The organism is Janthinobacterium sp. GW456P, from assembly GCF_002127655.1.
GTDB lineage: Bacteria > Pseudomonadota > Gammaproteobacteria > Burkholderiales > Burkholderiaceae_D > Janthinobacterium.
The window spans coordinates 105382-127098 of record NZ_NEHB01000013.1; the positions used below are offsets into that span (position 1 = coordinate 105382).

General features: G+C 62.2%; 20 protein-coding genes. 7 read left to right on the top strand and 13 right to left on the bottom strand.

What is annotated here, in order from left to right; translation table 11 throughout:
• Window positions 1-197: 197 nt before the first annotated feature.
• From CBW66_RS13910 to CBW66_RS13930, 5 genes are all read right to left on the bottom strand, one after another.
• Complete coding sequence (locus CBW66_RS13910; protein ID WP_086137708.1) at window positions 198-1145, bottom strand: cupin-like domain-containing protein; 948 nt, start codon at window positions 1143-1145, stop codon at window positions 198-200.
• Between the two features lie 226 nt (window positions 1146-1371).
• Complete coding sequence (locus CBW66_RS13915; protein ID WP_086137707.1) at window positions 1372-2115, bottom strand: DNA-binding protein; 744 nt, start codon at window positions 2113-2115, stop codon at window positions 1372-1374.
• 142 nt (window positions 2116-2257) lie between these two features.
• Entirely contained in the window at window positions 2258-2875 is a 618-nt protein-coding gene (locus CBW66_RS13920; RefSeq protein ID WP_086137784.1) for an LON peptidase substrate-binding domain-containing protein, read from the bottom strand.
• A gap of 66 nt (window positions 2876-2941) precedes the next feature.
• The gene (locus CBW66_RS13925; RefSeq protein ID WP_086137783.1) at window positions 2942-4180 is read right to left on the bottom strand and encodes a DEAD/DEAH box helicase; all 1239 of its coding nucleotides are present in this window, start codon (window positions 4178-4180) and stop codon (window positions 2942-2944) included.
• A gap of 118 nt (window positions 4181-4298) precedes the next feature.
• Window positions 4299-6371, bottom strand: a complete 2073-nt coding sequence (locus CBW66_RS13930; RefSeq protein WP_230492257.1) for a TonB-dependent siderophore receptor — start codon at window positions 6369-6371, stop codon at window positions 4299-4301.
• 381 nt (window positions 6372-6752) lie between these two features.
• Here CBW66_RS13930 and asd point away from each other — a divergent pair, with 381 nt between their 5' ends.
• Entirely contained in the window at window positions 6753-7601 is an 849-nt protein-coding gene (gene asd, locus CBW66_RS13935; protein WP_086137706.1) for an archaetidylserine decarboxylase, read from the top strand.
• Window positions 7602-7618: 17 nt separating this feature from the next.
• On the opposite strand, the gene CBW66_RS13940 is transcribed toward asd, so the two are convergent.
• Window positions 7619-8524 carry a LysR family transcriptional regulator gene (locus tag CBW66_RS13940; RefSeq protein ID WP_086137705.1) on the bottom strand — a complete coding sequence of 302 codons (906 nt, stop codon included), beginning with the start codon at window positions 8522-8524 and terminating at the stop codon, window positions 7619-7621.
• A gap of 116 nt (window positions 8525-8640) precedes the next feature.
• Between CBW66_RS13940 and CBW66_RS13945 the strand changes: the two genes are divergently transcribed.
• The 3 genes from CBW66_RS13945 to CBW66_RS13955 all read left to right on the top strand — a co-directional run bounded on the left by CBW66_RS13945 (window position 8641) and on the right by CBW66_RS13955 (window position 11230).
• Window positions 8641-9240: an FMN-dependent NADH-azoreductase gene (locus tag CBW66_RS13945; RefSeq protein ID WP_086137704.1), complete on the top strand. Its 600-nt coding sequence runs from the start codon at window positions 8641-8643 to the stop codon at window positions 9238-9240.
• 57 nt (window positions 9241-9297) lie between these two features.
• Window positions 9298-10173, top strand: coding sequence for a pirin family protein (locus CBW66_RS13950; protein ID WP_086137703.1), 876 nt, complete (start codon window positions 9298-9300; stop codon window positions 10171-10173).
• A gap of 115 nt (window positions 10174-10288) precedes the next feature.
• Window positions 10289-11230 (top strand): cation diffusion facilitator family transporter, encoded by a 942-nt coding sequence (locus CBW66_RS13955; protein WP_086137702.1) that lies wholly within the window; start codon window positions 10289-10291, stop codon window positions 11228-11230.
• A gap of 136 nt (window positions 11231-11366) precedes the next feature.
• On the opposite strand, the gene CBW66_RS13960 is transcribed toward CBW66_RS13955, so the two are convergent.
• From CBW66_RS13960 to CBW66_RS13970, 3 genes are read right to left on the bottom strand one after another with little or no spacing between them, the layout of a single operon-like run.
• A complete protein-coding gene (locus CBW66_RS13960) occupies window positions 11367-13619 on the bottom strand; it encodes a bifunctional (p)ppGpp synthetase/guanosine-3',5'-bis(diphosphate) 3'-pyrophosphohydrolase (protein ID WP_086137701.1) in 2253 nt (750 codons plus the stop codon).
• Between the two features lie 40 nt (window positions 13620-13659).
• Window positions 13660-14010, bottom strand: coding sequence for a RidA family protein (locus CBW66_RS13965; RefSeq protein ID WP_070221557.1), 351 nt, complete (start codon window positions 14008-14010; stop codon window positions 13660-13662).
• A gap of 54 nt (window positions 14011-14064) precedes the next feature.
• Complete coding sequence (locus tag CBW66_RS13970) at window positions 14065-14946, bottom strand: alpha/beta fold hydrolase (RefSeq protein ID WP_086137700.1); 882 nt, start codon at window positions 14944-14946, stop codon at window positions 14065-14067.
• A 386-nt stretch (window positions 14947-15332) separates the two neighbouring features.
• Between CBW66_RS13970 and CBW66_RS13975 the strand changes: the two genes are divergently transcribed.
• Both CBW66_RS13975 and CBW66_RS13980 read left to right on the top strand, forming a co-directional pair.
• Complete coding sequence (locus tag CBW66_RS13975; protein WP_086137699.1) at window positions 15333-16634, top strand: dicarboxylate/amino acid:cation symporter; 1302 nt, start codon at window positions 15333-15335, stop codon at window positions 16632-16634.
• Window positions 16635-16870: 236 nt separating this feature from the next.
• Window positions 16871-17284, top strand: coding sequence for a DoxX family protein (locus tag CBW66_RS13980; protein ID WP_086137781.1), 414 nt, complete (start codon window positions 16871-16873; stop codon window positions 17282-17284).
• 9 nt (window positions 17285-17293) lie between these two features.
• Here the strand turns inward: CBW66_RS13980 and CBW66_RS13985 are convergent, their stop codons facing one another.
• The 3 genes from CBW66_RS13985 to CBW66_RS13995 form a co-directional block, all read right to left on the bottom strand.
• Entirely contained in the window at window positions 17294-18451 is a 1158-nt protein-coding gene (locus CBW66_RS13985) for a DUF2235 domain-containing protein (RefSeq protein ID WP_170932865.1), read from the bottom strand.
• A 206-nt stretch (window positions 18452-18657) separates the two neighbouring features.
• Window positions 18658-19308 (bottom strand): CoA transferase subunit B, encoded by a 651-nt coding sequence (locus tag CBW66_RS13990; protein ID WP_086137697.1) that lies wholly within the window; start codon window positions 19306-19308, stop codon window positions 18658-18660.
• Between the two features lie 18 nt (window positions 19309-19326).
• Window positions 19327-20028, bottom strand: a complete 702-nt coding sequence (locus tag CBW66_RS13995) for a CoA transferase subunit A (protein ID WP_070303098.1) — start codon at window positions 20026-20028, stop codon at window positions 19327-19329.
• Window positions 20029-20175: 147 nt separating this feature from the next.
• Between CBW66_RS13995 and CBW66_RS14000 the strand changes: the two genes are divergently transcribed.
• Window positions 20176-20742: a LuxR C-terminal-related transcriptional regulator gene (locus CBW66_RS14000; RefSeq protein ID WP_086137696.1), complete on the top strand. Its 567-nt coding sequence runs from the start codon at window positions 20176-20178 to the stop codon at window positions 20740-20742.
• 154 nt (window positions 20743-20896) lie between these two features.
• Here the strand turns inward: CBW66_RS14000 and CBW66_RS14005 are convergent, their stop codons facing one another.
• Window positions 20897-21673 (bottom strand): SDR family oxidoreductase, encoded by a 777-nt coding sequence (locus CBW66_RS14005; RefSeq protein ID WP_034752351.1) that lies wholly within the window; start codon window positions 21671-21673, stop codon window positions 20897-20899.
• Window positions 21674-21717 lie beyond the last annotated feature (44 nt).

The window sequence follows — 21717 nt, forward strand, 5'->3', positions numbered from 1 at the left end:
AGCGCATGGGCGGCCCGCACCAGGCTCGCTTGTTCTTCCGCACTGGCATGTCGCAATTCGGCCGCGACCGATTCCAGTGCGGCAATATCGGCATCAGGATCGCCTTCGTCCTGGCCTTCGATGTAAGTGGTGGCAAGTATCAGTGCGCGGGCCAGGGTATCGATATGCTGCTCCAGTAGTGGTTTAACAATGAGGGGTCAATCGGTGGCCCGCCGCAGCGCCTTCCCGCCATGCAGGGCCAGCGGCATGGCCCTGGCCCAGCGGTTCGAGGACAGCGAAAACGTCAGCGCGCGCACCTGGTGGTACCAGCCGGCGGGCACGTACAGCATGTCGCCCGGCTCGACGATGCATTCGATCATGCTGGCCTGGCGCGCCAAGGGAAACTTGTCGAAGTCGGGCGCTTCCGGGTCGAACGGCGAACCGAACAGGATGGCATTCGCTACGGTCGGGTAGAGAAAATCGTCATGGTGCGGCGGCGATAAAATGATGCGCTTGCGACCCCACACCTGGGCGAAGATATTGTCGTCGTAATCGCAATGCAGGGGCGTCACCGTGCCGGCCGGCCCCACCCAGAAGCGCGGCGGGCCCATCTTGTCGAAATACGTGGGCCAGTGGCACAGGCGGTTCAGCTCGCGCAATTCCAGGTTGCCCAGGTACGGCGGCAACGCATGCGTCCCTGCTTCCACCAGATCCAGATATTGCCCCATCGACATATCCTGCATGGCGCGGTCGGCCGCGAACGCCGTGCTGATATAGTCGCCCACCCGCGCGCGCACGGGCACGTGGCTGAACTGTTCGCGCAAGACCGCGGGTTCCAGCTGCGACAAGGGCCAGCGCCGCACCAGCCCGCGCATCAGGAAAGGCAGGCCCAGCGCGGCGCGCGCGCGGAACGCGGCGGCACCCAGCATGGCCAGGCGCGGCACCTCGGCGATGGCAGGCAAGCCGCGCGCCGCCAGCTTGATGGCCTCGCGCATGGCATCGATGGAAGTGACGCCGCGCACCTGCGCATCCTTGTCTTCGCGCGCCTGCTTATGCGCCAGGGCTGCTTCGGGCGAACTGTATTCGGCTGGCGGCCGGGGCGGCAAGGCGCGCGGCGATATGGGGGTGGCCGCGAGCGGGAGCGGCACTTCTTTTTCTACAGACATAAACCTTCTTTGCGATCGAGGCGTCGCACGGTTTAGCGCGACAGTGCGCCATTTTAAGCCAGCAAAGCCCCTTCAGCACGCATGACAGACTCCCCAGGACGCATCGACACCTGACAAAACCGTCGCGAGCGGCAGTGATTTGTGGCTAAGAAGCGCAACCGCACTGAAGTGCGGTGAGCATCGCAGGCCGCAAAGCGCGACGCGCAGCAGGTTTGGTCAGGTGTTCCTACACAGGGGTTTTGAAGATGGGATCGACGATAAACTGCTGCGCCTTGATGCGCAAGGTGCGCTCTTCATCGAGCTCGGCGCGCGTTTCGCCCAGCTCTTCGCGTTCCGCTTCCAGTTCCAGGCGCGCGGCCGCCAGTTCCGTTTCGACGCGCGTCAGGCTTTCCAGCTTCAGCTGGGCCTGGATCAGTTCGGCGCGCGCCGCCTCTGCCGCTTCTTCCAGGCGCGGGATGCCTTCGAGCTTGAATTGCGCCTTGGCCAGGTCCATGCGCGCCTGCTCGGCCGCCTCTTCCAGGCGCGGCAAGCCTTCCAGGCGCAGCTGCGCCTTGGCCAGGTCCGTTCTAGCCTGGTTCGCCACCTGCCGCTCGCGTTCGAGTTCCTCGCGCAAGGTTTCCAGCTCGCCCGCCTGCAGGTCGAGCAACTCTTGCTGGCGCTCGTTCTCGCTGGCCAGGTCCATCAATTCCTGTTGATTGTCGTTCATCTCGGCTTCATGCGCGCTGTTGCTGGCGCTTAATTCCTGTCCTACATAATCGAGGATAGCTTGCTGCAGCACGGGCGACAGTTCGGCGGCGGCGGCGATCTGGCGCTGCGCACCCGCCTTGCGGCGCTGCAAAAGCTTGCTGATGGTGCCCAGGCAGGCGCCGTTGCCCAACCGTTCGCGCAAGGCGCGCACCGTGATGGCCTGGCCTTCGCCGGCCATCGCTTCCATTGCCGCATTGATCTGTTCCGCGCTTACTTTTGCCATGTCGTCTGCTCTTGAATGTTGCCCAGGGCAATCTTGCCCAGGGGCATTATCTTATGCCAGCGGCGGCAAAGCGTAAAGTATTTCTCAATAGAAATTGCAATTGCACAACGGAAGCGCGAGAAAACATGCGGGCTGGCGTGTTTTACTCCTCCAGCAAGCCATTCTCCGTCAGCATATCCTGCACCAGTTCCAGGCGCAGCACGGGATTGTCCTGGCTCAGGAGCAATTGCTTTTGCATGGCGCTCAGGGACAGCAGCTCGCACCAGCGGTTCGCCACCCAGCCGCACTCATCGAGGCGGAAAGGCGGCTGCAAGGGCATCTGCTCGGGCGGAATCTTTTGCTCCTGCAAGGTGCGGATCAGGGCGCCGAGCGCGTCGGCCACGTTCTGCTGCTCTTGCGGAATGGGAATCGTTTTATCGGGCGGCAAGGTTTCGACCTGCGCCATCCACAAGCCGTGCTTCAACTGTTCGCTGGAGACGATGTGAAAGCGCTGCATGCCCATGCATTTGATTTGCAGCAAGCCCGACAAGGGCGCGGCCCAGTCGACGATGCGCGCCAGGGTGCCCACGGGCGCCAGGGTTTCCTGCTGGCCCGGCTTGCGCACTTCCGCGCCGTCCAGCAGCTGCACCACGCCGAACGGCTGCTCACCCATGATGCACTGACGTATCATGTCCAGATAGCGTACCTCGAAGATCTGCAGGGGCAGATAGCCATCGGGATACAGCACCGTATTGAGCGGGAACAAAGGTATCGAGGTCATGGCGCATGATGGCACGAATGCGATATCCGTGCTGCGCGCCTTGCCCTGCCTGGCCAACTGCGCCGATTATTTGTAGAAGCGCCTTTTCTTGGCCCGCTCCGCCGCCTTCGGCGCCAGCACTTTCACGATTTTTTTCTGAATCGTGCCGCCGGCGGACGTGCCCGGCACGCGGTGCTCCGCCTCGTAACCGGGCTCTTCATTGCGTTTGAGGGTTTGCCGCGTCAGCGCTTCCACGGCGGACAGCAATTCGACTTCATCGGCACAGACGAGGGAAATCGCCTCGCCCGAGGCGCCCGCCCGGCCCGTGCGGCCGATGCGGTGGATATAGTCTTCCGCCACCGTCGGCAAATCGAAATTGACGACGACGGGCAATTGATCGATGTCCAGGCCACGGGCGGCCACGTCGGTGGCCACCAGCACCTGCACTTCCGCCGACTTGAAACGGGCCAGCGCGCGCAAGCGGTTCGGCTGGGTCTTGTCGCCGTGGATGGCATCGGCGCGCACGCCCTGCTTCAGCAAGGTGTTCACCAGCAGTTCGACCCCCTTGCGCGTCTTGACGAAGACCAATACCTGGCCCCAGCGCTTTTTCTTCAACAAGTGCAAGAACAGTTCCGGCTTGCGTTTCTTGTCGCACACGATGACCGACTGTTTCACGGCTTTCACCGTGCTGTTGCGCGCGCTCACTTCCACCGAAACCGGGTCTTTCAGCATGGTTTTCGCCATGGCGCGGATGGCGTCCGAGAAGGTGGCCGAGAACAGCAGGGTCTGGCGCTGCTTGGGCATGGTCATCAGCAATATATCGAGCTCGCGCTCGAAGCCCAGGTCCAGCATGCGGTCCGCTTCGTCCAGCACCAGCGTCTGTACCTGCTCGAACTTGACGGCGCCCTGCGTCTGCAAGTCCAGCAAACGGCCCGGCGTGGCCACCAGCACGTCGAGGCCCTTGCGCAGCTTGCTGATCTGCGGCTCGATGGGCACGCCGCCATAGGCGACGAAGCTGCGCAGCGGCAAGTTGCCGCCATAGCTGCGGAAGCTCGCATAGACTTGCTCGGCCAGTTCGCGCGTGGGCACCAGCACCAGCACGCGCACGCACTGGGGCGACACCACACCTTCCAGTGTCAGGCGCTGCAGCAGCGGCACGGCAAAGCCGGCCGTCTTGCCCGTGCCCGTCTGGGCGGCGGCCATCAGGTCGCGCCCGGCCAGCACGGCGGGAATCGCTTGCGCCTGCACGGGCGTGGGCTTGGCATAGCCGAGCTCGTCAAGTTTGCGGACCAGGGGATCGATCAGGCCGAGGGAGGAAAACGTCATGGGAAAAGCAATCTTGGCAAAGGAAAAGGCGGCGCGCACGGGCTGGCCGTGCGCGCGATTGCCGAGATTATAGGCCAGCGCGGATGCCGGCCGGGGTTTCACCGTTAAAACAAACACGTCAGAACTTCATTTCCAGCGTTGCGCGCGCCTGCGGCGAACTCGGTGAAATGCTGTTGCGCACGATGGTGCCGCTGGCGTCCGTATATGTGGTGTCGCTTTCGAAGTCCTGCGCCAGCAGGTTCGACACGGCCAGGCGCAGCTGGTTCTTCGCATCGAATTTCCACAGGGCATAAATGTCGAGGTCGCGCCGCGGCGACGTGTAGGCGCTCTGGCGCTCGGTGATGCGCACGGGGCCGCCATTGCGGAAGTTAAAACTGCCGCCCGTGGTCAGCACGCCGTCCGGCGTCTTGTAGTCGAGGCCGAAATTGCCGCTGACGGGGGTTTGCTGGTCGAGCCGGTTGTTCGGCCCCGGCACCTGCTCCACTTGCGACCAGTTGCGGCTGACGCTGGCGCGCAGGTCGATGGCCGGTACGGGCGCGGCCAGCACGGCGCGCAGCGGGAACTTCGCTTCCAGTTCCAGTGTCTGCGTATTCGCGCGGCCGTCGTTGACGGGCGTGGAGACCCAACGGTCATCGAGGAACAGCAAACCCTGGCGCGTATAGCCGTCGATACGGCGGGCCGAGGCGCGCGCGCTGAGCAAGGCGCCTTCGGCCCAGTAGTGCTCGTACGAAGCGTCGATACCCAGCGCCAGCTCCGGTTTCAGATACGGATTGCCTTCGCGGTCGGGGTCGGTCTGGCTGTTATTCGTCGAGGTATTGCGGCGCGGAATCAGGCTCGCCGTGGGCTGCGCCTTGTAGGTGCGCGTCAGGGCCAGGCGCACCTGGTCACCCTTGGTATCGGGCAACTTCCACAGGGTTTGCAGCAGCGGGCTCCACACGCTGGTGCGCTGGTTCACTTCGTCGTAGGTGTCGCCCGCGCTGCGCGTATCGATGCCTTCCCAGCGCACGCCCGCATACATGGACCAGCGCGGCGTGATTTCCCATTCATCCTGCACATACAGGGCCAGGCGCTTGATGGTGGCGTCGAAACCCTCGTCGCTGTTGACGGGCGGACGCACGCCCAGCGCCGCTTCGCGCTGCCGGCGCGTTTCCTCGCGCTCGGTATACGCGCCGTCCCAGCCCATCGAGAGGGCATGGCCGGGCAGCAGGGGCGAGGAATACTTGCCGGTGGAACTGACGCCGTTTTCCGTCGCCTTCACGCCCACCTTGCGTTCGAGCGCCAGGCCGCCGCCGTCGATAAAGCCTTGCTGCAGGCTGTCGGACGTGTTGCGGGCGGCCGAGGCGCCGATCTTCAGTTCCAGTTTGGCGCCGCCGGCCAGCTTGTGCATCCACGTCAGGTCGCTGCGGCCGAAGGCATTGTGGTTGCTGGAGCTGCCCGTGTTCGTGTCGTAGTCGGGGCGCACGCCCTGCTCCGTTTCCGCGCGGCTGAAATTGCGGTGATTCGAGCGCCCACCGTTGAAGAACAATTGCGCCGTCACGTTGTCGCCGTTGGCCAGCACCCAGTTCAGGCGCGGCGACAGATTGATGCCTTCCGGGCGGCCATCGCCCGTGCCGTTCGTGCGGCGCAGCAGGTTTTGCCGGCCGTCGGGCGCGTAGCCCAGTTCCAGGCCTGGATTGTCGTAATGGTAGTCGTAGCGGTACAGCGAAGCGGCCAGCGAGTATGAAAAATTGCCATCGCGGTCGGACAGTTGCAGATTCACGCTGGGCGAAAAGCTCACGTCGCTGCCCTGCACGCCCAGCTTGAGTTCGCGCTGCGCCGTCTTCACAGCTTTCTTGAGAACCACATTGATGGTGCCGGCGATCGATTGCGTGCTGTACTCGGCGCTGGCCGCGTGCAGGATCTCGATGCGCTCGATCACGTCCGGCGACAGGGTGTCGAGTGAAAAACCGGCCGGCGCCCGTTCGCCGTTGAGCAGGATCTGCGTGTAGCCGCTGCCCAGCCCGCGCATGCGGATTTCGCCGCCCGAGCGCCCGGCCGCGCCGGACACGGTAATGCCGGGCAAGCGCTTGAGCACGTCGGTGACGTTCGTGTCGCCATACTTGAGGATTTCCTCGCTGCCCACGATCATCTTGCTGGCCGTATCGTCGCGGCGCGGATCATAGCCGCTGCCCTTGACTTCCACGGTTTGCATGGGATTTTCAGCCTTTTCGGCCTTCAACGGCACGGCGGCGGTATCAACGGCCGGCGTTTCGGATTGCTGGGCATGGGTATTCCATGCAAGTAAAACGGCGGAACAAAGGACGGTGAGGCGGAGGCAACGGCGTGGCATCATGACCTGACTGAAAAAAGTTGGCTGAATAAAAATGGCTGAAAGCTAAAAAACAGGCCGCCGTATTGTGCTGTAATTTTTTCTGACTGACACAGTTTCCTGAAAATACTTCCTATAGCGAATTAAATTCGGCGGCAGGCGGCGATACGCCCCCTTGCATACGGCGCATATCATTGCGCGCCACATCGCCGCTATAATGCGTTTTCACCATTGCTCCCATCACCCCGTCAAAGGCTTCCCATCGTGTCTGACCGTCTTGCCGTCCTGCCTCAATATCTGCTTCCAAAAGGAGCGTTGACCAACTTTGCCGGCCGGGTCGCCGGCGCCAAGGGCGGCGCCATGACGACGCGGTTGATCCGCTGGTTCGTCGGCCGTTACAACGTCAACATGGATGAGGCGCTGGACCCGGACATCACGCATTACACGAGCTTCAACGACTTTTTCACGCGCGCGCTGCGCCCCGATGCCCGTCCGCTGGCCAAGGCCGACTACATCTGTCCCGTCGATGGCCGCATCAGCCAGTTCGGCACGATCGACAAGGATCAGATCTTCCAGGCCAAGGGCCACAACTTCAGCACCACGGCCCTGGTGGGCGGCGACGCGGCCCTGGCGGCGCAGTTCGAACATGGCAGCTTCGCCAATCTGTACCTGAGCCCGCGCGACTACCACCGCATCCACATGCCCTGCGACGGCCGTTTGACGCGCATGATTTATGTACCCGGCGAACTGTTTTCCGTCAACCCGACGACGGCGCGCGGCATTCCCGGCCTGTTCGCCCGCAACGAGCGCGTCGTCTGCGTGTTCGACACGGCCAACGGCCCCTTCGTCATGACCCTGGTCGGCGCGACCATCGTCGGCAGCATGGCCACCGTCTGGCACGGCGTCGTCAACCCGCCCCGCACGGGTGAGATCCGCGACTGGAGCTATGCCAACGACAATGTGGTGCTGAAACAGGGCGAAGAGCTGGGCCGCTTCCTGCTGGGTTCGACCGTCGTGATGCTGTTCCCGAAAGACACCGTGCAATTCAATGCCAACTGGCAACCGGCCGGCCCCGTGCAGCTGGGCGAAGTCATGGGCAACTTGCCCAGGTAAGCCAACAGGATGCGCGCCTACACGGGCGCATCCGTGCGATACATCTCCTCCATCAAATCCAGAAATGCGCGCGTCTTGGCCGGCATCAAACGCCGGCCGGGAAACACGGCCCAGCCCGTGACCAGCGGGAAACTCCACTCCGGCAGCACGCGCACCAGTTCCCCCGTTGCCACATAGGCCTTGGCAAAGCGGTCCGTGCTGGCCGCGATGCCCACGCCCGTGCAGGCCATGCGCACCAGCAATTCCGGCGAGTTCGCCAGCAGGCGCACGGGCAAGTCGCGCTCCCACGTCGTCTTGCCGCGTATCAAAGTCCAATGCACGAGGCCGTGTACGGCGCGGGGCAAGCTGAGCAGATCATGGCCATATAAATCGTCGGGATGCTCGGGCAAGCCGTGCACGCTCGTGTATTGCGGCGAAGCATACAAGGCCAGGGTGCTGAAGGCCACGCGGCGCGCGGACAGGCTGGCATCGTCGGGCAGGTTGCCCATGCGGATGGCCAGGTCGAAGTTCTCTTCCAGCAAATCCACGCGGCGCGCCGATAAATCCAGTTCCAGCGAAATGGCCGGGTAGCGGCGCACGAACTCGGCCAATACCTGGCGCATCAGCGCGTCGCCAAAGTCGGCCGGCATGGAAATGCGCAGCAAGCCGCTGGGGCCGGCTTGCCGGTGCTGCGCCAGCGCGCCGGCCGCCTCCGTTTCCTCCACCACCTTGCGCGCATGTTCGAGCAGGCTGGCACCAAACTCCGTCAGCGCCAGCTTGCGCGTGGTGCGCAACAACAGCCGTTCGCCCAACTTCGCTTCCAGCAGCGAGATGCGGCGCGACAGGGTCGACTTGGGCAAGTCCACGCGCACGGCGGCGCGCGAGAAACTGCCGCATTCGACGACGCGGGCGAACAGCAGCAAATCTCCGGGATCGATATCCATACAGACCTCATTGTTCCATTGGTGGATTAATGTTATCCATTTTAACGGCTTCCGGATCATTTTTGGAATTGCTATAGTTCATCCATCGCAAGACACCTCACCACGGAGAAAACAAGATGAACATCCTGCAAATCAATTCCAGCGCCCGCAGCACCGGTTCCGCCTCGACCCGCCTGGCTGACGCCATCGTTGCCCGCGTGCAAGCCGCCAATCCTGGCGCCACCCTGGCGCGCCGCGACCTGGCCGCTCAACCGCATCCCGTGCTCGACGAGCCGACCCTGCAAGCGCTGTTCACGCCAGCCGACAAGCGCACGCCGGAGCAAGCGGCCCGCATCGCCCTCGATGACGCGCTGATTGCGCAAGTGCAAGCGGCCGACGTCATCGTCATCGGCGCGCCGATGTACAACTTCGGCATCACCGTGCAACTGAAAAGCTGGTTCGACGCGATTGCCCGCGCCAACGTCACCTTCAAGTACACGGAAAACGGTCCCGTGGGCCTGTTGAGCGGCAAGAAAGTCTACGTGGGCCTGTCCCGCGGCGGCTTGCACCGCGACAGCGCCAACGATAGCCAGGTGCCGTACCTGAACACCATGTTCGGCTTCCTGGGCATGACCGACGTGCAATATGTGTATTCGGAAGGCATGGGCATGGGCCCGGAAGCCGTGGCCAAGGCGCAAGCCCAGGCGGACGCCGAGATCAACGCGATCCTGGTGTAATCCCCAGCAGTGAATGGGGCGGCGCACTGGCGCCGTCCCGGCCTAGAGGAGAAAGCAATGAGCGACATCACCACCGTCACGAACCCGCGCGCCGTCGAGCGCGTGATCGCCGGCCAGGCCGTCATGGATGGCGCCGGCGTGAAGATCAACCGCGTACTGACGCAGCAGCTGCAGCGCCGTCTCGACCCGTTTTTGATGCTCGACAACTTTGCCAGCGACCAGCCGAACGACTATATCGCCGGCTTCCCCGAGCATCCGCACCGGGGTTTCGAGACGGTGTCGTACATGATCACGGGGCGCATGCGCCACAAGGACAGCGCGGGCCACGAAGGCTTGCTGACCTCGGGCGGCGTGCAATGGATGACGGCCGGCAGCGGCGTGATCCACTCGGAAATGCCGGAACAGGAAGAAGGCGTGATGGAAGGTTTTCAGCTGTGGCTGAACCTGCCAGCGCGCGACAAGATGCGCACGCCGTGGTACCGCGATTTCACGAGCAGCGAAATCCCCCGCTACACGACGGATGCGGGAGTGGCGGTGCAGGTGATCGCCGGCGAGAGCCATGGCGTGACGGGCGCCGTGCAACGCGAGCTGACGGAACCGCTTTACCTCGACATCGACTTGCCGGCCGGCGCCAGCTTCGAGCAGCCCTTGCCACCAGGCCATAACGCCTTCCTGTACACGTTCCGTGGCGAAGTGCGGGTCGATGGCAAGGCCGTTCCCGCCCTGCGCATGGCGATCTTCGCCAATACGCCCGGCAGCGACGGCGTGCGCATCGAAGCGCCCGCAGGCGGCCGTGTGATCCTCGTCGCCGGCCAGCCCTTGAACGAACCCATCGCGCAGTACGGTCCGTTTGTCATGAATACCCAGGCGGAAGTATTCCAGGCCGTACAGGATTTCCGTGAAGGCAAGTTTGGCGAGACGGCGGCACAGTAACATTGCTTGATCCAGATAAAACCTGCAGCGCCTCCGGGCCTGCAGGTTTTTTTGCGCCGACTATTTTGTTGCTTTTCAATTACACTGACGGCAACCTCATTCAACAAAGCATTCCATGCAACCGACGCACACCGACCACGACGCCACCCATTTGCACGCCCACCTGAAGGGCGACGCCAAGCACACCCACTCGTTCGAGGGACGCAGCCAGAGCATACTCGCGTGGGCGCTGGGCCTGACCCTGTCATTTGCCGGCATCGAGGTGGCGGCCGGCTTCCTGTCCAATTCGCTTGCCCTGATTTCCGACGCGGGCCACATGGTCACGGACGCGGCCGCGCTGGGCCTGGCCCTGCTGGCGCAACTGATCGCGCGCCGCCCCCCGTCGCCGCGCCACTCGTTCGGCTTTGGCCGCGCCGAAGCGCTGGCCGCTTTCGTCAACGGCCTGGCCATGCTGTGCGTGGTGGGCTGGATCTGCTATGAAGCCGTGCTGCGCTTTTCCGCCCCGCAACCCGTCAAGGGCGGCATGGTCTTCATCGTCGCCTTCATCGGCCTGGCGATCAACGTGGTGGTGGCGTGGGTACTGTCGAAAGACAAGCAAAGCGTGAACACGCGCGCGGCCCTCGTGCACGTGATGGGCGACTTGCTCGGCTCGGTCACCGCCATCATCGCCGGCGCCGTGATTTACTTTACGGGCTGGATGCAGATCGACCCGCTGCTGTCCGTGCTGGTATCGCTGCTGATCCTGAAATCGACTTTCGGGGTATTGAAAGAGTCATACCACTTCCTGATGGAAGGCGTGCCGCACCACATCGACTACATCGAAGTGGGCACGGATGTGGAACAGGTGGACGGCGTGATTGCCGTGCACGATCTGCATGTGTGGGACATGTCGCCGGGCCAGCCGGCGCTGATCGGCCACGTGGAAATCGAACACCTCGACCATTGGCCGAAGGTCTTGCGGGCGATCAAGAAGATGTTGCTGGCCAAGCATGGCATCGACCACATCACCCTGCAGCCGGAGACGGCGACGATGGCGGGCTTGCACGAAAACACCTGATCAAACCTACTGCGCGTCGCGCTTTGCGGCCGGCGATGCTCACCGTACTGGCGTACGATTGCGCTTCTCGGCCAAAAATCACTGCCGCTCGCTACGGTTTTATCAGGTGTTGTAACGCCGCATAAGTCCCAAAGCGCTAACTGCGGCGGGCTTCCAACACCCCGCTCACGTCCTTGATCACATTCAGCGCTTTTAATAGCTGCGCCGTCGAGCTGATCTCGGCCGTAAACGTCATGCGGGCCTGGCCCTTGGCGCTTTGGGTGTTGACGCCGATGACGTTGATCTTTTCGCGCGAGAAAATTTCGGAGATGTCGCGCAGCAAGCCTTGGCGGTCGCCAGCCAAAATAAAAATGTCGACCGGATACACGGTGTCGTGCCCGCCCGTGCTGCCCCACTCCGTGAAGATCACGCGTTCGGGCGCCTTGGCGCGCATTTCCTCGAAGTTCTTGCAGGTGGCGCGGTGAATGGAGACGCCCTTGCCGCGCGTCACAAAGCCGACGATGCTGTCCGGCGGCGCCGGCTTGCAGCACTTGGCCAGCACTGTCATGAGGCCTTCCGTGCCCACCACCAGCACGCCGGACTTGGCGCCCTGCTCCACGCTGGAAGCGCGGCTCTTGCCGACCAGCACGGCGTCTTCCGGCACTACCACTTCGCCATTGTCGTGCAGCGCCTGCTCCACGTGGCGCAGGCTGAATTCATCCTTGCCGACGGACAGGAACAGTTCGTCGACCTTGGCAAAGCCCAGCTTTTGCGCCAGCGCCTCGAGGTTGACAGCCGTCTTGCCTTCGCGCTGCAAGGATTTCTCCACCAGCGCGCGGCCGTGGGCCAGGGTTTCCTGCATGTCGATGGCGTGGAACCAGGCGCGTATCTTCGAGCGCGTACGCGTGCTGACGGCGTAGCCGGCACTGAGCCAGTCACGCGACGGCCCGGCCGTGCCTGGCGCACCCTTGGCCGTGATGATTTCGCAGGTCTGGCCATTTTTTAATTGCGTATTCAACGGCACCATGATGCCGTCGACCTTGGCGCCGCGGCAGCGGTGGCCCACGTCCGTGTGCAGGTGATACGCAAAATCGACGGGCGTGGCGCCGACAGGCAATTCCAGCACGCGCGCCTGCGGCGTCATGACGAAGATGCGGTCGTCCAGGGTGGCCGATTTCAACTTTTCCACCCATTCGCGCTGGATTTCTTCCTGCCCCACGACGGCGTCGGCCACTTCCGTTTTCCAGGCCAGCAGCTGGCGCAGCCAGGCGATCTTTTCGTCGTACTTCTGGCCGGCAAAGTTCGAGCCGCCCTCTTCCTTGTAGCGCCAGTGCGCGGCCACGCCGTATTCGGCAAAGCTGTGCATTTCATTGGTGCGGATTTGCACTTCCAGCGGGCGGCCGTCCTCGGCCGTCACCACGGTGTGCAGCGACTGGTAACCGTTGGGTTTCGGCCGCGAAATGTAATCATCGAATTCCTTCGGGATGGGGGTCCAGATATTGTGGACCACGCCCAGCACCGTGTAGCAAGTTTTTACGTCGGCGACGATGACGCGGAAGGCGCGCACATCGTACAGGGCCGTGAAATCGAGTTCCTTGCCGCGCATCTTGTTCCAGATGCTGTAAATATGTTTCGGGCGGCCAAATACTTCCGCCTGGATACCGGCCGAAGCCAGTTCCGTCTGCAGGCGCAGAATCGCCGAGGAGACAAAGCCCTCGCGCATCATGCGCTTTTCTTCCAGCATCTTGGCGATGCGTTTATATGCTTCCGGTTCGATGAAACGGAACGACAAATCTTCCAGTTCCCACTTCAGCTGCCAGATGCCGAGACGGTTGGCCAGCGGCGCGTACAAATCCAGCGTTTCCTTGCCGTATTCGTAGGTCATTTCGTTGAACAGCTTTAAATCGGCAAAGTAACGCAAGGTCGTCACGCAGGCGGCCAGGCGCACCAGCACGACACGCATGTCGGACGCCATCGCCAGCAACATCTTGCGCAAGGTTTCCACCTGGGCCACGGCTTGCTGCGCAGCATTCTTGCCGCGACCGGCAGCGCCGCCGTGCTGCGCCTGGGTCAGCGCGCGCAAACGGATCAGCTGGCGCACGCCTGTCGCCAGGTCGCACACCTGCTTGCCGAAGCGCGGCTCGATGTCGGCCGCCGTATCGGGTTCCAGCAAGGTCAGCTCGAACATCAGGCCGGCGATGCGTGTTTCCGCATCGCTGCGCAGGAACGCCAGGGTGGTGGCCACGCCGATGGCGAAGTCCAGCGCGGAGCGGCCGGCAAAGGTCTGCTTGTCGCCATACGCTGCGGTGGCATACGCGAGCGCGTCCAGCACGCGCGCGCAGTCCGGCGCACTCAAGCCCTCTACCAGTTGTTCCGAGGTGGCGCTATTCGGGGCCGAGATGGAAACCATGTGATACCTTATAAACTTAACAACTCAATAACTGAATAACTTAGCGCTCTGCAGCGATGATGACGATTTCCACCAAGCAAGCCGGATTGGCCAGTTTCGCTTCCACCGTGGCGCGCGGCGGCGTGTGGCCGGAAGCGACCCAGTCATCCCACACTTCATTCATGCCGTCGAAATCCTTCATGTCGGCGATGTAGATCTGGCACGACAGGATGCACGTCTTGTCGCTGCCCGCTTCCATCAGCAAACGGTCGACGTGACCGAGCACTTCGCGCGTCTGGCCGACGATGCCTTGCGTGGTGTCTTCCGCGATCTGGCCCGCCAGGTAGATGGTGTTGTTGTGTATCGCTACTTCGGAGAGGCGTTTGCCTACGTGCAGTCGTGTAATTTCCATGCTTCTTCTTTCGGTTGTTTCAAAATCTGTACAGCGGTATTACTTGTTGCCTTCTTACTCGCCCAGCAAAAACTTGCGCGCAATGGCGATCTGGTCGTCGTGGACGAAAGTGGGCGCATGGCCCACGCCGGCGATTTCCACCAGTTCCGCCTTTGGACCGCGGCCCAGCATGATCTGCGCCGTCTCGTGCGACAGCAGATCGGATTCCGAGCCGCGCACCAGCAAGGTGGGGCAGCGCACGGCATCATACGCGGCCCACAGCATGGCTTCGTCGCTGGCCGCCGATTCCGGCGTGGCCGAACGGAACGGCATGGCCAGTCCCATATCATAGTGACGGCGCCAATGGCCATCCTTGTCTTGCCGCAGCACATCGACTGCCAGTTTATGCCATTCCGCATCCGTGTGCGGGCCGAAGCTGGCGGACACGTCGCGCACAAATTTGGCGCCCTGCTCGAAGGTTTCGAAACGCAAGTCCTGGCCGATGTAGTCGCCGATGCGCTGCAAGGCTTCGGGCGCCAGGGTCGGGCCGATATCGTTCAGCACCAGCTTGCTGATCGGGCTGTGCGGCAACGAGGCCAGGCCCAGGCCGATCAAGCCGCCCATCGAGGTGCCGAACCAGTCCACCGTCTGGCGCTCGCCATTGGCCAGCACGCGTGCCAGCAGGGTCACCATGTCGCTCACATACTGGGGCACGCGGTAAAACTGGGGATTGGCCAGCCAGCCCGAGCGCCCGCGCCCCACCACGTCGGGGCAGATCACGCGGTAATCGCTGGCCATGGCGCGCGCCAGGTTGTCAAAGTCGTCCGCCACGCGCGTCACGCCGTGGGCGCAGACGAGCACGTTCGGATTGTCGGGTGCGCCCCACTCCTTGTACGACATGGTATGCAGGCCTGCGGGGGAGATGCATTGCACTGATTTGATGCTCGCTTCAATCATGCCATTCCTTATAACACCGGAGAAAACCTACTGCGCGGCGGTGGTTGCGGCCTGCGATGCTCACCGTACTTCAGTACGGTTGCGCTTCTCGGCCACAACTCCCTTCCGCTCGCTACGGTTTTGTCCGGTGTCGTTATTTGGTAGTAAAAAACAAAGAAACCGGCGATTTGCCGGCTGCCTCGCGCGCGACGCTACGGCAGTGTAGCGCAGCGCGGGCAATGCTCCAAGCGCGCGCCTGAATTGCTGCGCCGCAGCACAGCATTGGCACGCCCGCCATGGCGCAATACCCGATATAGCGAAACTGCATATCTGCGGTTATCCACAATTGAGCACGCCTGCCAATGGGCGGATGATTCGCAGCATCAACCCGCAAGAGGAGACCACTCGTGAAAAAACCATTCTATAAAATCCTGTACGTACAGGTGCTGTTCGCCATCGTGGCTGGCGTGCTGCTGGGGGTGTTCTATCCTTCGAACGCCGTCGACATGAAACCGCTGGGCGACGGCTTTATCAAACTGATCAAGATGATCATCGCCCCCGTGATCTTCTGTACGGTGGTCTCCGGCATCGCCGGCATGCAGGACGTGAAGAAAATCGGCCGCGTGGGCGGCAAGGCGCTGCTGTACTTCGAAGTGGTCTCCACCTTCGCGCTGGCCATCGGTTTGCTGGTTGCTAACATCCTCAAACCGGGCGCCGGCTTCAACGCCGATCCGGCTCACCTCGATGCCAAGTCGATCGCGCAATACACGCACGCCGAAGGCATGTCGACGGTGGACTTCCTGATGAATATCATCCCGAAGACCTTCGTCGATGCCTTCGCCAAGGGCGACATCCTGCAAGTGCTGCTGATCGCCATCCTGTTCGGCTTTTCGCTGTCCCTGCTGGGCGAACGCGGCCGTCCTGTCACCAAGCTGATCGACGAGCTGTCGCATGCCATCTTCGGCATGGTCAACATCATCATGAAAGTCGCACCGATCGGCGCGTTCGGCGCGATGGCCTTTACCATCGGTAAATACGGCCTGGCGTCGCTGATCCCGCTGGCAAAACTGATGGGTTCGTTCTACCTGACCTGCTTCCTGTTCGTCTTCGTCGTGCTGGGCGTGATCGCCAAATACACGGGCTTCTCCATCGGCCGCTTCCTGCTGTACATCAAGGAAGAACTGCTGATCGTACTCGGTACCAGCTCGTCGGAATCGGCCTTGCCGGCCCTGATGAAGAAACTCGAGCGCCTGGGCTGCTCCAAGCCAGTCGTCGGCCTGGTCGTGCCGACCGGCTACTCGTTCAACCTGGACGGCACCAATATCTACATGACCATGGCCGCCCTGTTCGTGGCACAGGCAACCAACACGGAACTGACGATCTGGCAAGAGCTCACCATCCTGGGCGTGGCGATGCTGACGTCGAAAGGCGCGTCCGGCATCACGGGCGCCGGCTTCATCACCCTGGCCGCCACCCTGGCCGTGGTGCCGACGATTCCCGTGGCCGGCATGGCGCTGATCCTGGGCATCGACCGCTTCATGAGCGAATGCCGCGCGCTGACCAACTTCGTCGGTAACGGCGTGGCCACCATCGTCGTGTCGAAATGGGAAAAGGAACTGGACATGGACAAGCTGCACAGCGAACTGGCCCACCCTACCCACCCTGCCGACGACGCCTACGTGGCACCGGCCGTGAATATCGTCAAGTAAACGGTACTCAACATTGAAAAGCCCCGCGGAGCGATCCGCGGGGCTTTTTGCATGCGCGAGGGGTTTTTTACCGCATCATCAACATATGGTAAATCATGCATCAATATTTCATCGGATGATCAATGAATGAAAAACTATTACAGTACTGTCTCTTGTTCGCCGCCCGGCTCCCGCATAATGACATTGCGTTAATGCAAGCCAGACACCGAACCATCCACCTTTGAATGGAGTACGCCATGTCCCTCTCGCCCGCCTTCTACGCCACCTGGTCCCCACGCTTGCTGGGCCTGCTGCGCATCATCCTTGGCTTCCTTTTCCTGCAACATGGCACGGCAAAACTGTTCGGTGCGCCGCACGTAGCCATGTTCGACGGCTTGCAACTACTCTCGCTGATGGGTGCGGCCGGCGTCATCGAGCTGGTGGGCGGTAGCTTGCTGCTGGTCGGCCTGTTCACGCGCCCCGTCGCCTTCATCCTGTCGGGCCAGATGGCAGCCGCCTATTTCATCGCGCATGCGCCTGCCGGCTTTTTACCGATCCTGAACGGCGGCGAAATGGCCGTGATGTACTGCTTCACCTTCCTGTACTTCGCAGTTGCAGGCGCTGGTGCCTACAGCCTGGACGGCTTGCGCGGCAAGGCCGGCGCCGCATAAACGACCGGGCTAGCGCGAGCACTCCAAAGGATAGGGCCGCTGCTCGATCACACCCTGCATGCGCAACGGCGCGCTGCCAGCAACGGTCCTCACTTGCAGGGCCGGGGCCTGCATGGCGCCGTCGGGCAATACCCTGTCCTCGCAATGGCTGAACAAATTGGCCGGCCGGTCGCCGATCGACCAATGCGCCAGGCCCAGCGGATCGCCAGCCAGCTGCAACGGCGGAAGCGCATAGTCTTGCGCCAGGCCCGTCAGCATCCACGCCAGCGACAGGTCGGACAACGCCCGTGAATCGGCGTAACCACCACCGATATCGGCATGCGATCCGGGAAACCAGAGTTCGCTGACACTCGTGTAGTCCGCATTAATGGGCGGACACAGCAAGATGGGATGGAAGCGGCTGCGCTTTTCATCACGCGACACGGCGTGCAGGATGCGGCGGATCGGCGGATAGGAATCGGACTTGTAGCGGTCGCCGTCCCTGCCATCGCTCATTTCCTTGCACACGCCGAAGTCCTTGAACAGGGAACCGGGCACGGTATCCCACAGCCCGAGAAATTGGATTTCCACCGGCACCACGGCTACCTTGAAACGTTCGCGCAGTTCTTTAGCGGCGATCGGCTCCTGTCCCGGCCGCCACGCCTTCCACGTATCCACATAGGCGTCATCATTCTTGCGCTTGACCACTTCGAGGATGGCGTTATCGCGCCCAAGCCGTTGTTCGATATCGTCTTCCGACCTGGCCGGCACGCCCGCGTAGGCGATCAGGCCAGCCAGTGCGCGGGCTTGGTGGGCGCCACGGCTGAAGCCCAAAATGTAGAGCTTGTCGCCGGGGCGAAACGCCTGCGCGATAAAGTCATAGCCGCGCAGGATACGCGGCTCCATGCCAAGGCCGAGGCTGGCGCCCAGCACGGGACTTTCGACGCTGCCCACGCCTTCGATATAGATGGCGCTGGTCTGCGCCTCGTCGGCATTGAGCACCGCATCAAAGACCCGGCGCACATTGGTCCCGGAGGCGCTGTCATTGCGCGTCCCATCCAGAAAAACAAAGATGTTTTTTGCCAGGGCGGGATCGCCCGTAAACACTTTCTCCGTCACCACCGGGTTGACGTGCTCGCCGCCGGCGGCGGCACAGGCGGACAGCAACGCCGCCAAGCCCGCTGCCAACACACTCCCTGCCATGCGCCTCAGTAACGGCGATGCGTACCAGTTTGCCTTCATGACTGCTCCTTGTCGTGACTTCGTCTGCCCTGCACCGTTCCAGCATAGGCACACTCCAGGGACAGCCTTAGACATGGCGCAGACGTAGTGCGTGCCCGGCAAAAAAAAAGCGGACATCGCTGTCCGCTTTTTTTATGCATGCAACGATCCGTTTATACGGCGGAAACGTCCAGTTCCGCGCCCGTGGCCGCCTGCACCTGCTCCTTGGTCACGCCCGGCGCCAGTTCCACCAGCTTCAGGCCGTTTTCCGTCACGTCGATCACGCCCAGGTCGCTGATGATAACGTCGACCACGCCCACGCCCGTCAGCGGCAGGTCGCACTGCTTGAGCAGCTTGTGCGACGTCGTGCCATCCTTGGCCGTGGCCACGTGTTCCATCAGCACGACGACACGCTTGACGCCGGCAACCAGGTCCATGGCGCCGCCCATGCCCTTGACCATCTTGCCTGGAATCATCCAGTTCGCCAGGTCACCCTTTTCCGACACTTGCATGGCGCCCAGGATGGCCAGGTTGATCTTGCCGCCACGAATCATGCCGAACGAATCGGCCGAGCTGAAGTAGGCAGCACCGGGCAAGGCCGTCACCGTCTGCTTGCCCGCGTTGATCAGATCGGCATCGACTTCCTCGTCGGTCGGGAACGGGCCGATGCCCAATAAACCGTTTTCCGACTGCAGGAATACCTCGATGTTGTCCGGCACATAGTTGGCCACCAGGGTCGGCAAGCCGATGCCCAGGTTCACATAAAAGCCATCCTGCAATTCTTTCGCCGCGCGCGCGGCCATTTCGTCACGTGTCCAAGCCATAATAATCTCCGTATTCTTTTATGCTTCAGTGCGCACGGTGCGCTGCTCGATGCGTTTTTCCGGGTTCGCGTTGACCACGATGCGGTGCACGAAGATGCTCGGCGTATGCACCTGGTCCGGGTCGATCTCGCCCACTTCGACCAGCTTTTCCACTTCGACGATGGTGATCTTGCCGGCCATGGCCACGTTCGGGTTGAAATTGCGCGCCGTCTTGCGGTAGACCAAATTGCCCGCGCGGTCGGCCATGTAGGCTTTGACCAGGGCCACATCGGCCACGAGGCTGCGTTCCATCACGTATTGTTCGCCGTCGAATTCGCGCAGCTCCTTGCCGTCGGCAACGATGGTGCCCACGCCCGTCTTGGTGAAGAAGGCGGGAATGCCGGCGCCGCCGGCACGCAGTTTCTCGGCCAGCGTGCCTTGCGGCGTGAATTCCAGTTCCAGCTCGCCGGCCAGGTACTGGCGCGCGAATTCCTTGTTTTCGCCCACATAGGAGGCGATCATTTTCTTGATCTGGCGCGTGGTGAGCAGCTGGCCCAGGCCGAAACCGTCCACGCCGGCGTTGTTGGAAATGGCCGTCAGGCCCGTCACGCCCGAATCGCGCAAGGCGCCGATCAGGGCTTCGGGAATGCCGCACAGGCCGAAGCCGCCGACGGCGATGGTCTGGCCATCTTGGACGATACCGGCCAGCGCCGAGGCGGCGTCAGGATAAACTTTATTCATGGGTGTCCCTCTATCTTTTGTTAAGCTTTGGTCTTGAGTCCATGACTCAGGCAGCGTCTCAGCATAAAATACGCGAGTGGAAAGTACAATACCGTAGAACTACCGGCGCCGTGCCGGCCATCCCCCTGTGAGAGTGATACGTATCAGATGAACGCCGCGTCAGCCATCGATTATGAAAGCATCTTCCTGCACGCGCCCGTGGGCATGTGCATGTCGGAAAACCGCATCATGCGCAGCTGCAACGAAGCGCTGGCGGCCATGTTCGGCTATGCGCGCGCCCAGCTCGACGACCAGTCCTTCGAAGTACTTTACCCCACGCACGACGAATTCCTGCGCACCGGTGACCGCATCATTCCCATCATGAACGCCAGGGGCCGCTATTCGGACGAGCGCATCATGCGCCGCAGCAATGGAGAATTGTTCTGGTGCCACGTCACGGGACACGCCATGCTGCCGAACAAACCGCTGGGAGCGGGCATCTGGACGTTCGAAGATGTCAGCGAGAAACGTCCCGTGACGGCGGAGCTGACCCCGCGCGAGCGCGAAATCGCCGCCCTGCTGGTGGAAGGCAAGACCAGCAAGGTCATCGCCCGCCAGATCGACCTCAGCCCCCGCACGGTGGAAATGCATCGCGCCAAGCTGATGCGCAAGTTCGCCGCCTCGACATCGTCGGAGCTGGTGCACAAGCTGGTGGGCTTGCAGCTGCAGCGCTAGGGCTGCAGCCAGGTGACTATAGGGTAAAGTCAAGTAAAACCGCCGCGAGCGGCAGCGAGGCTCGGCGCTCCCTTGTGGTCGAGAAGCGCAACCGTACTTAAGTACAGCAAGCATCGCAGGCCGCAAAGCGCGACGCGCAGCAGGTTTTATGGCGTTAAAACGTGCTCATGCCACCATCGGCGGAGATAATCGCGCCATTGATGAAGTGCGAGTCCTCGCCCGCCAGCAACAGCAGCAGGCCGTCGAGGTCCTCCGGCTTGCCCGGCCGTTTATTCGGCAGCATTTCGATCAGCTTCTTGCCCTGCTCGGTAGCGAAATAATCTTCATTGATCTCGGTGGAAATGTAGCCGGGGCAGATGGCGTTGGTGTTGATGCCATATTTACCCCATTCCACGGCCATGGCGCGCGTCATGTGCACCATGCCCGCCTTGCTCATGCAGTACACGCCGATCTGCGGCAGCACCTGCAAGCCGGCCATCGAGGCAATATTGATGATGCGGTGCTGCTTCTTCGGATCGCCCTTGGCGCGCGCGATCATGCGCTTGGCCGTTTGCTGGGCCACGAAGAACGATCCGCGCAGATTGGTGTCCATCACGAACGAGTAGTCTTCTGGCGTGACGTCGACCAGACGTTGCGTGGTGGACACACCTGAGTTATTCACGAGGATATCGATGGGACCCGCTTCCGTTTCCGCGTGCGCGATGGCCGACTTGATGCTGGCGAAGTCGGTCACGTCGAGCGAGACCACGTGCGCGGCGCCGCCGTCCGCTTCGATCTCGGCGCGCAATTCCTTCAGGCGTTCGGTGCGGCGCGACGCCAGCACGACCTGCGCGCCGGCCTGGGCCAGCACTTTCGCAAAGCGCGCGCCGAGGCCGCTCGATGCGCCGGTAATCAGGGCAATCTTGCCCTCGAAATTGACTTCTATGCCCACGAGCTACTCCTGTTTTGTTTTAAACAACACTTTACGCCATGCCC

Coding starts and splice junctions, on each gene's coding strand:
- CBW66_RS13910 (WP_086137708.1), bottom strand. CDS start 1,145: ATGTCTGTAGAAAAAGAAGTGCCGCTCCCGCTCGCGGCCACCCCCATA.
- CBW66_RS13965 (WP_070221557.1), bottom strand. CDS start 14,010: ATGGAAATTACACGACTGCACGTAGGCAAACGCCTCTCCGAAGTAGCG.
- CBW66_RS13945 (WP_086137704.1), top strand. CDS start 8,641: ATGAACATCCTGCAAATCAATTCCAGCGCCCGCAGCACCGGTTCCGCC.
- CBW66_RS13990 (WP_086137697.1), bottom strand. CDS start 19,308: ATGGCTTGGACACGTGACGAAATGGCCGCGCGCGCGGCGAAAGAATTG.
- CBW66_RS14000 (WP_086137696.1), top strand. CDS start 20,176: ATGAACGCCGCGTCAGCCATCGATTATGAAAGCATCTTCCTGCACGCG.
- CBW66_RS13950 (WP_086137703.1), top strand. CDS start 9,298: ATGAGCGACATCACCACCGTCACGAACCCGCGCGCCGTCGAGCGCGTG.
- CBW66_RS13960 (WP_086137701.1), bottom strand. CDS start 13,619: ATGGTTTCCATCTCGGCCCCGAATAGCGCCACCTCGGAACAACTGGTA.
- CBW66_RS13915 (WP_086137707.1), bottom strand. CDS start 2,115: ATGGCAAAAGTAAGCGCGGAACAGATCAATGCGGCAATGGAAGCGATG.
- CBW66_RS13995 (WP_070303098.1), bottom strand. CDS start 20,028: ATGAATAAAGTTTATCCTGACGCCGCCTCGGCGCTGGCCGGTATCGTC.
- CBW66_RS13970 (WP_086137700.1), bottom strand. CDS start 14,946: ATGATTGAAGCGAGCATCAAATCAGTGCAATGCATCTCCCCCGCAGGC.
- CBW66_RS13920 (WP_086137784.1), bottom strand. CDS start 2,875: ATGACCTCGATACCTTTGTTCCCGCTCAATACGGTGCTGTATCCCGAT.
- CBW66_RS13955 (WP_086137702.1), top strand. CDS start 10,289: ATGCAACCGACGCACACCGACCACGACGCCACCCATTTGCACGCCCAC.
- CBW66_RS13925 (WP_086137783.1), bottom strand. CDS start 4,180: ATGACGTTTTCCTCCCTCGGCCTGATCGATCCCCTGGTCCGCAAACTT.
- CBW66_RS13980 (WP_086137781.1), top strand. CDS start 16,871: ATGTCCCTCTCGCCCGCCTTCTACGCCACCTGGTCCCCACGCTTGCTG.
- CBW66_RS13940 (WP_086137705.1), bottom strand. CDS start 8,524: ATGGATATCGATCCCGGAGATTTGCTGCTGTTCGCCCGCGTCGTCGAA.
- CBW66_RS13930 (WP_230492257.1), bottom strand. CDS start 6,371: ATGCAAACCGTGGAAGTCAAGGGCAGCGGCTATGATCCGCGCCGCGAC.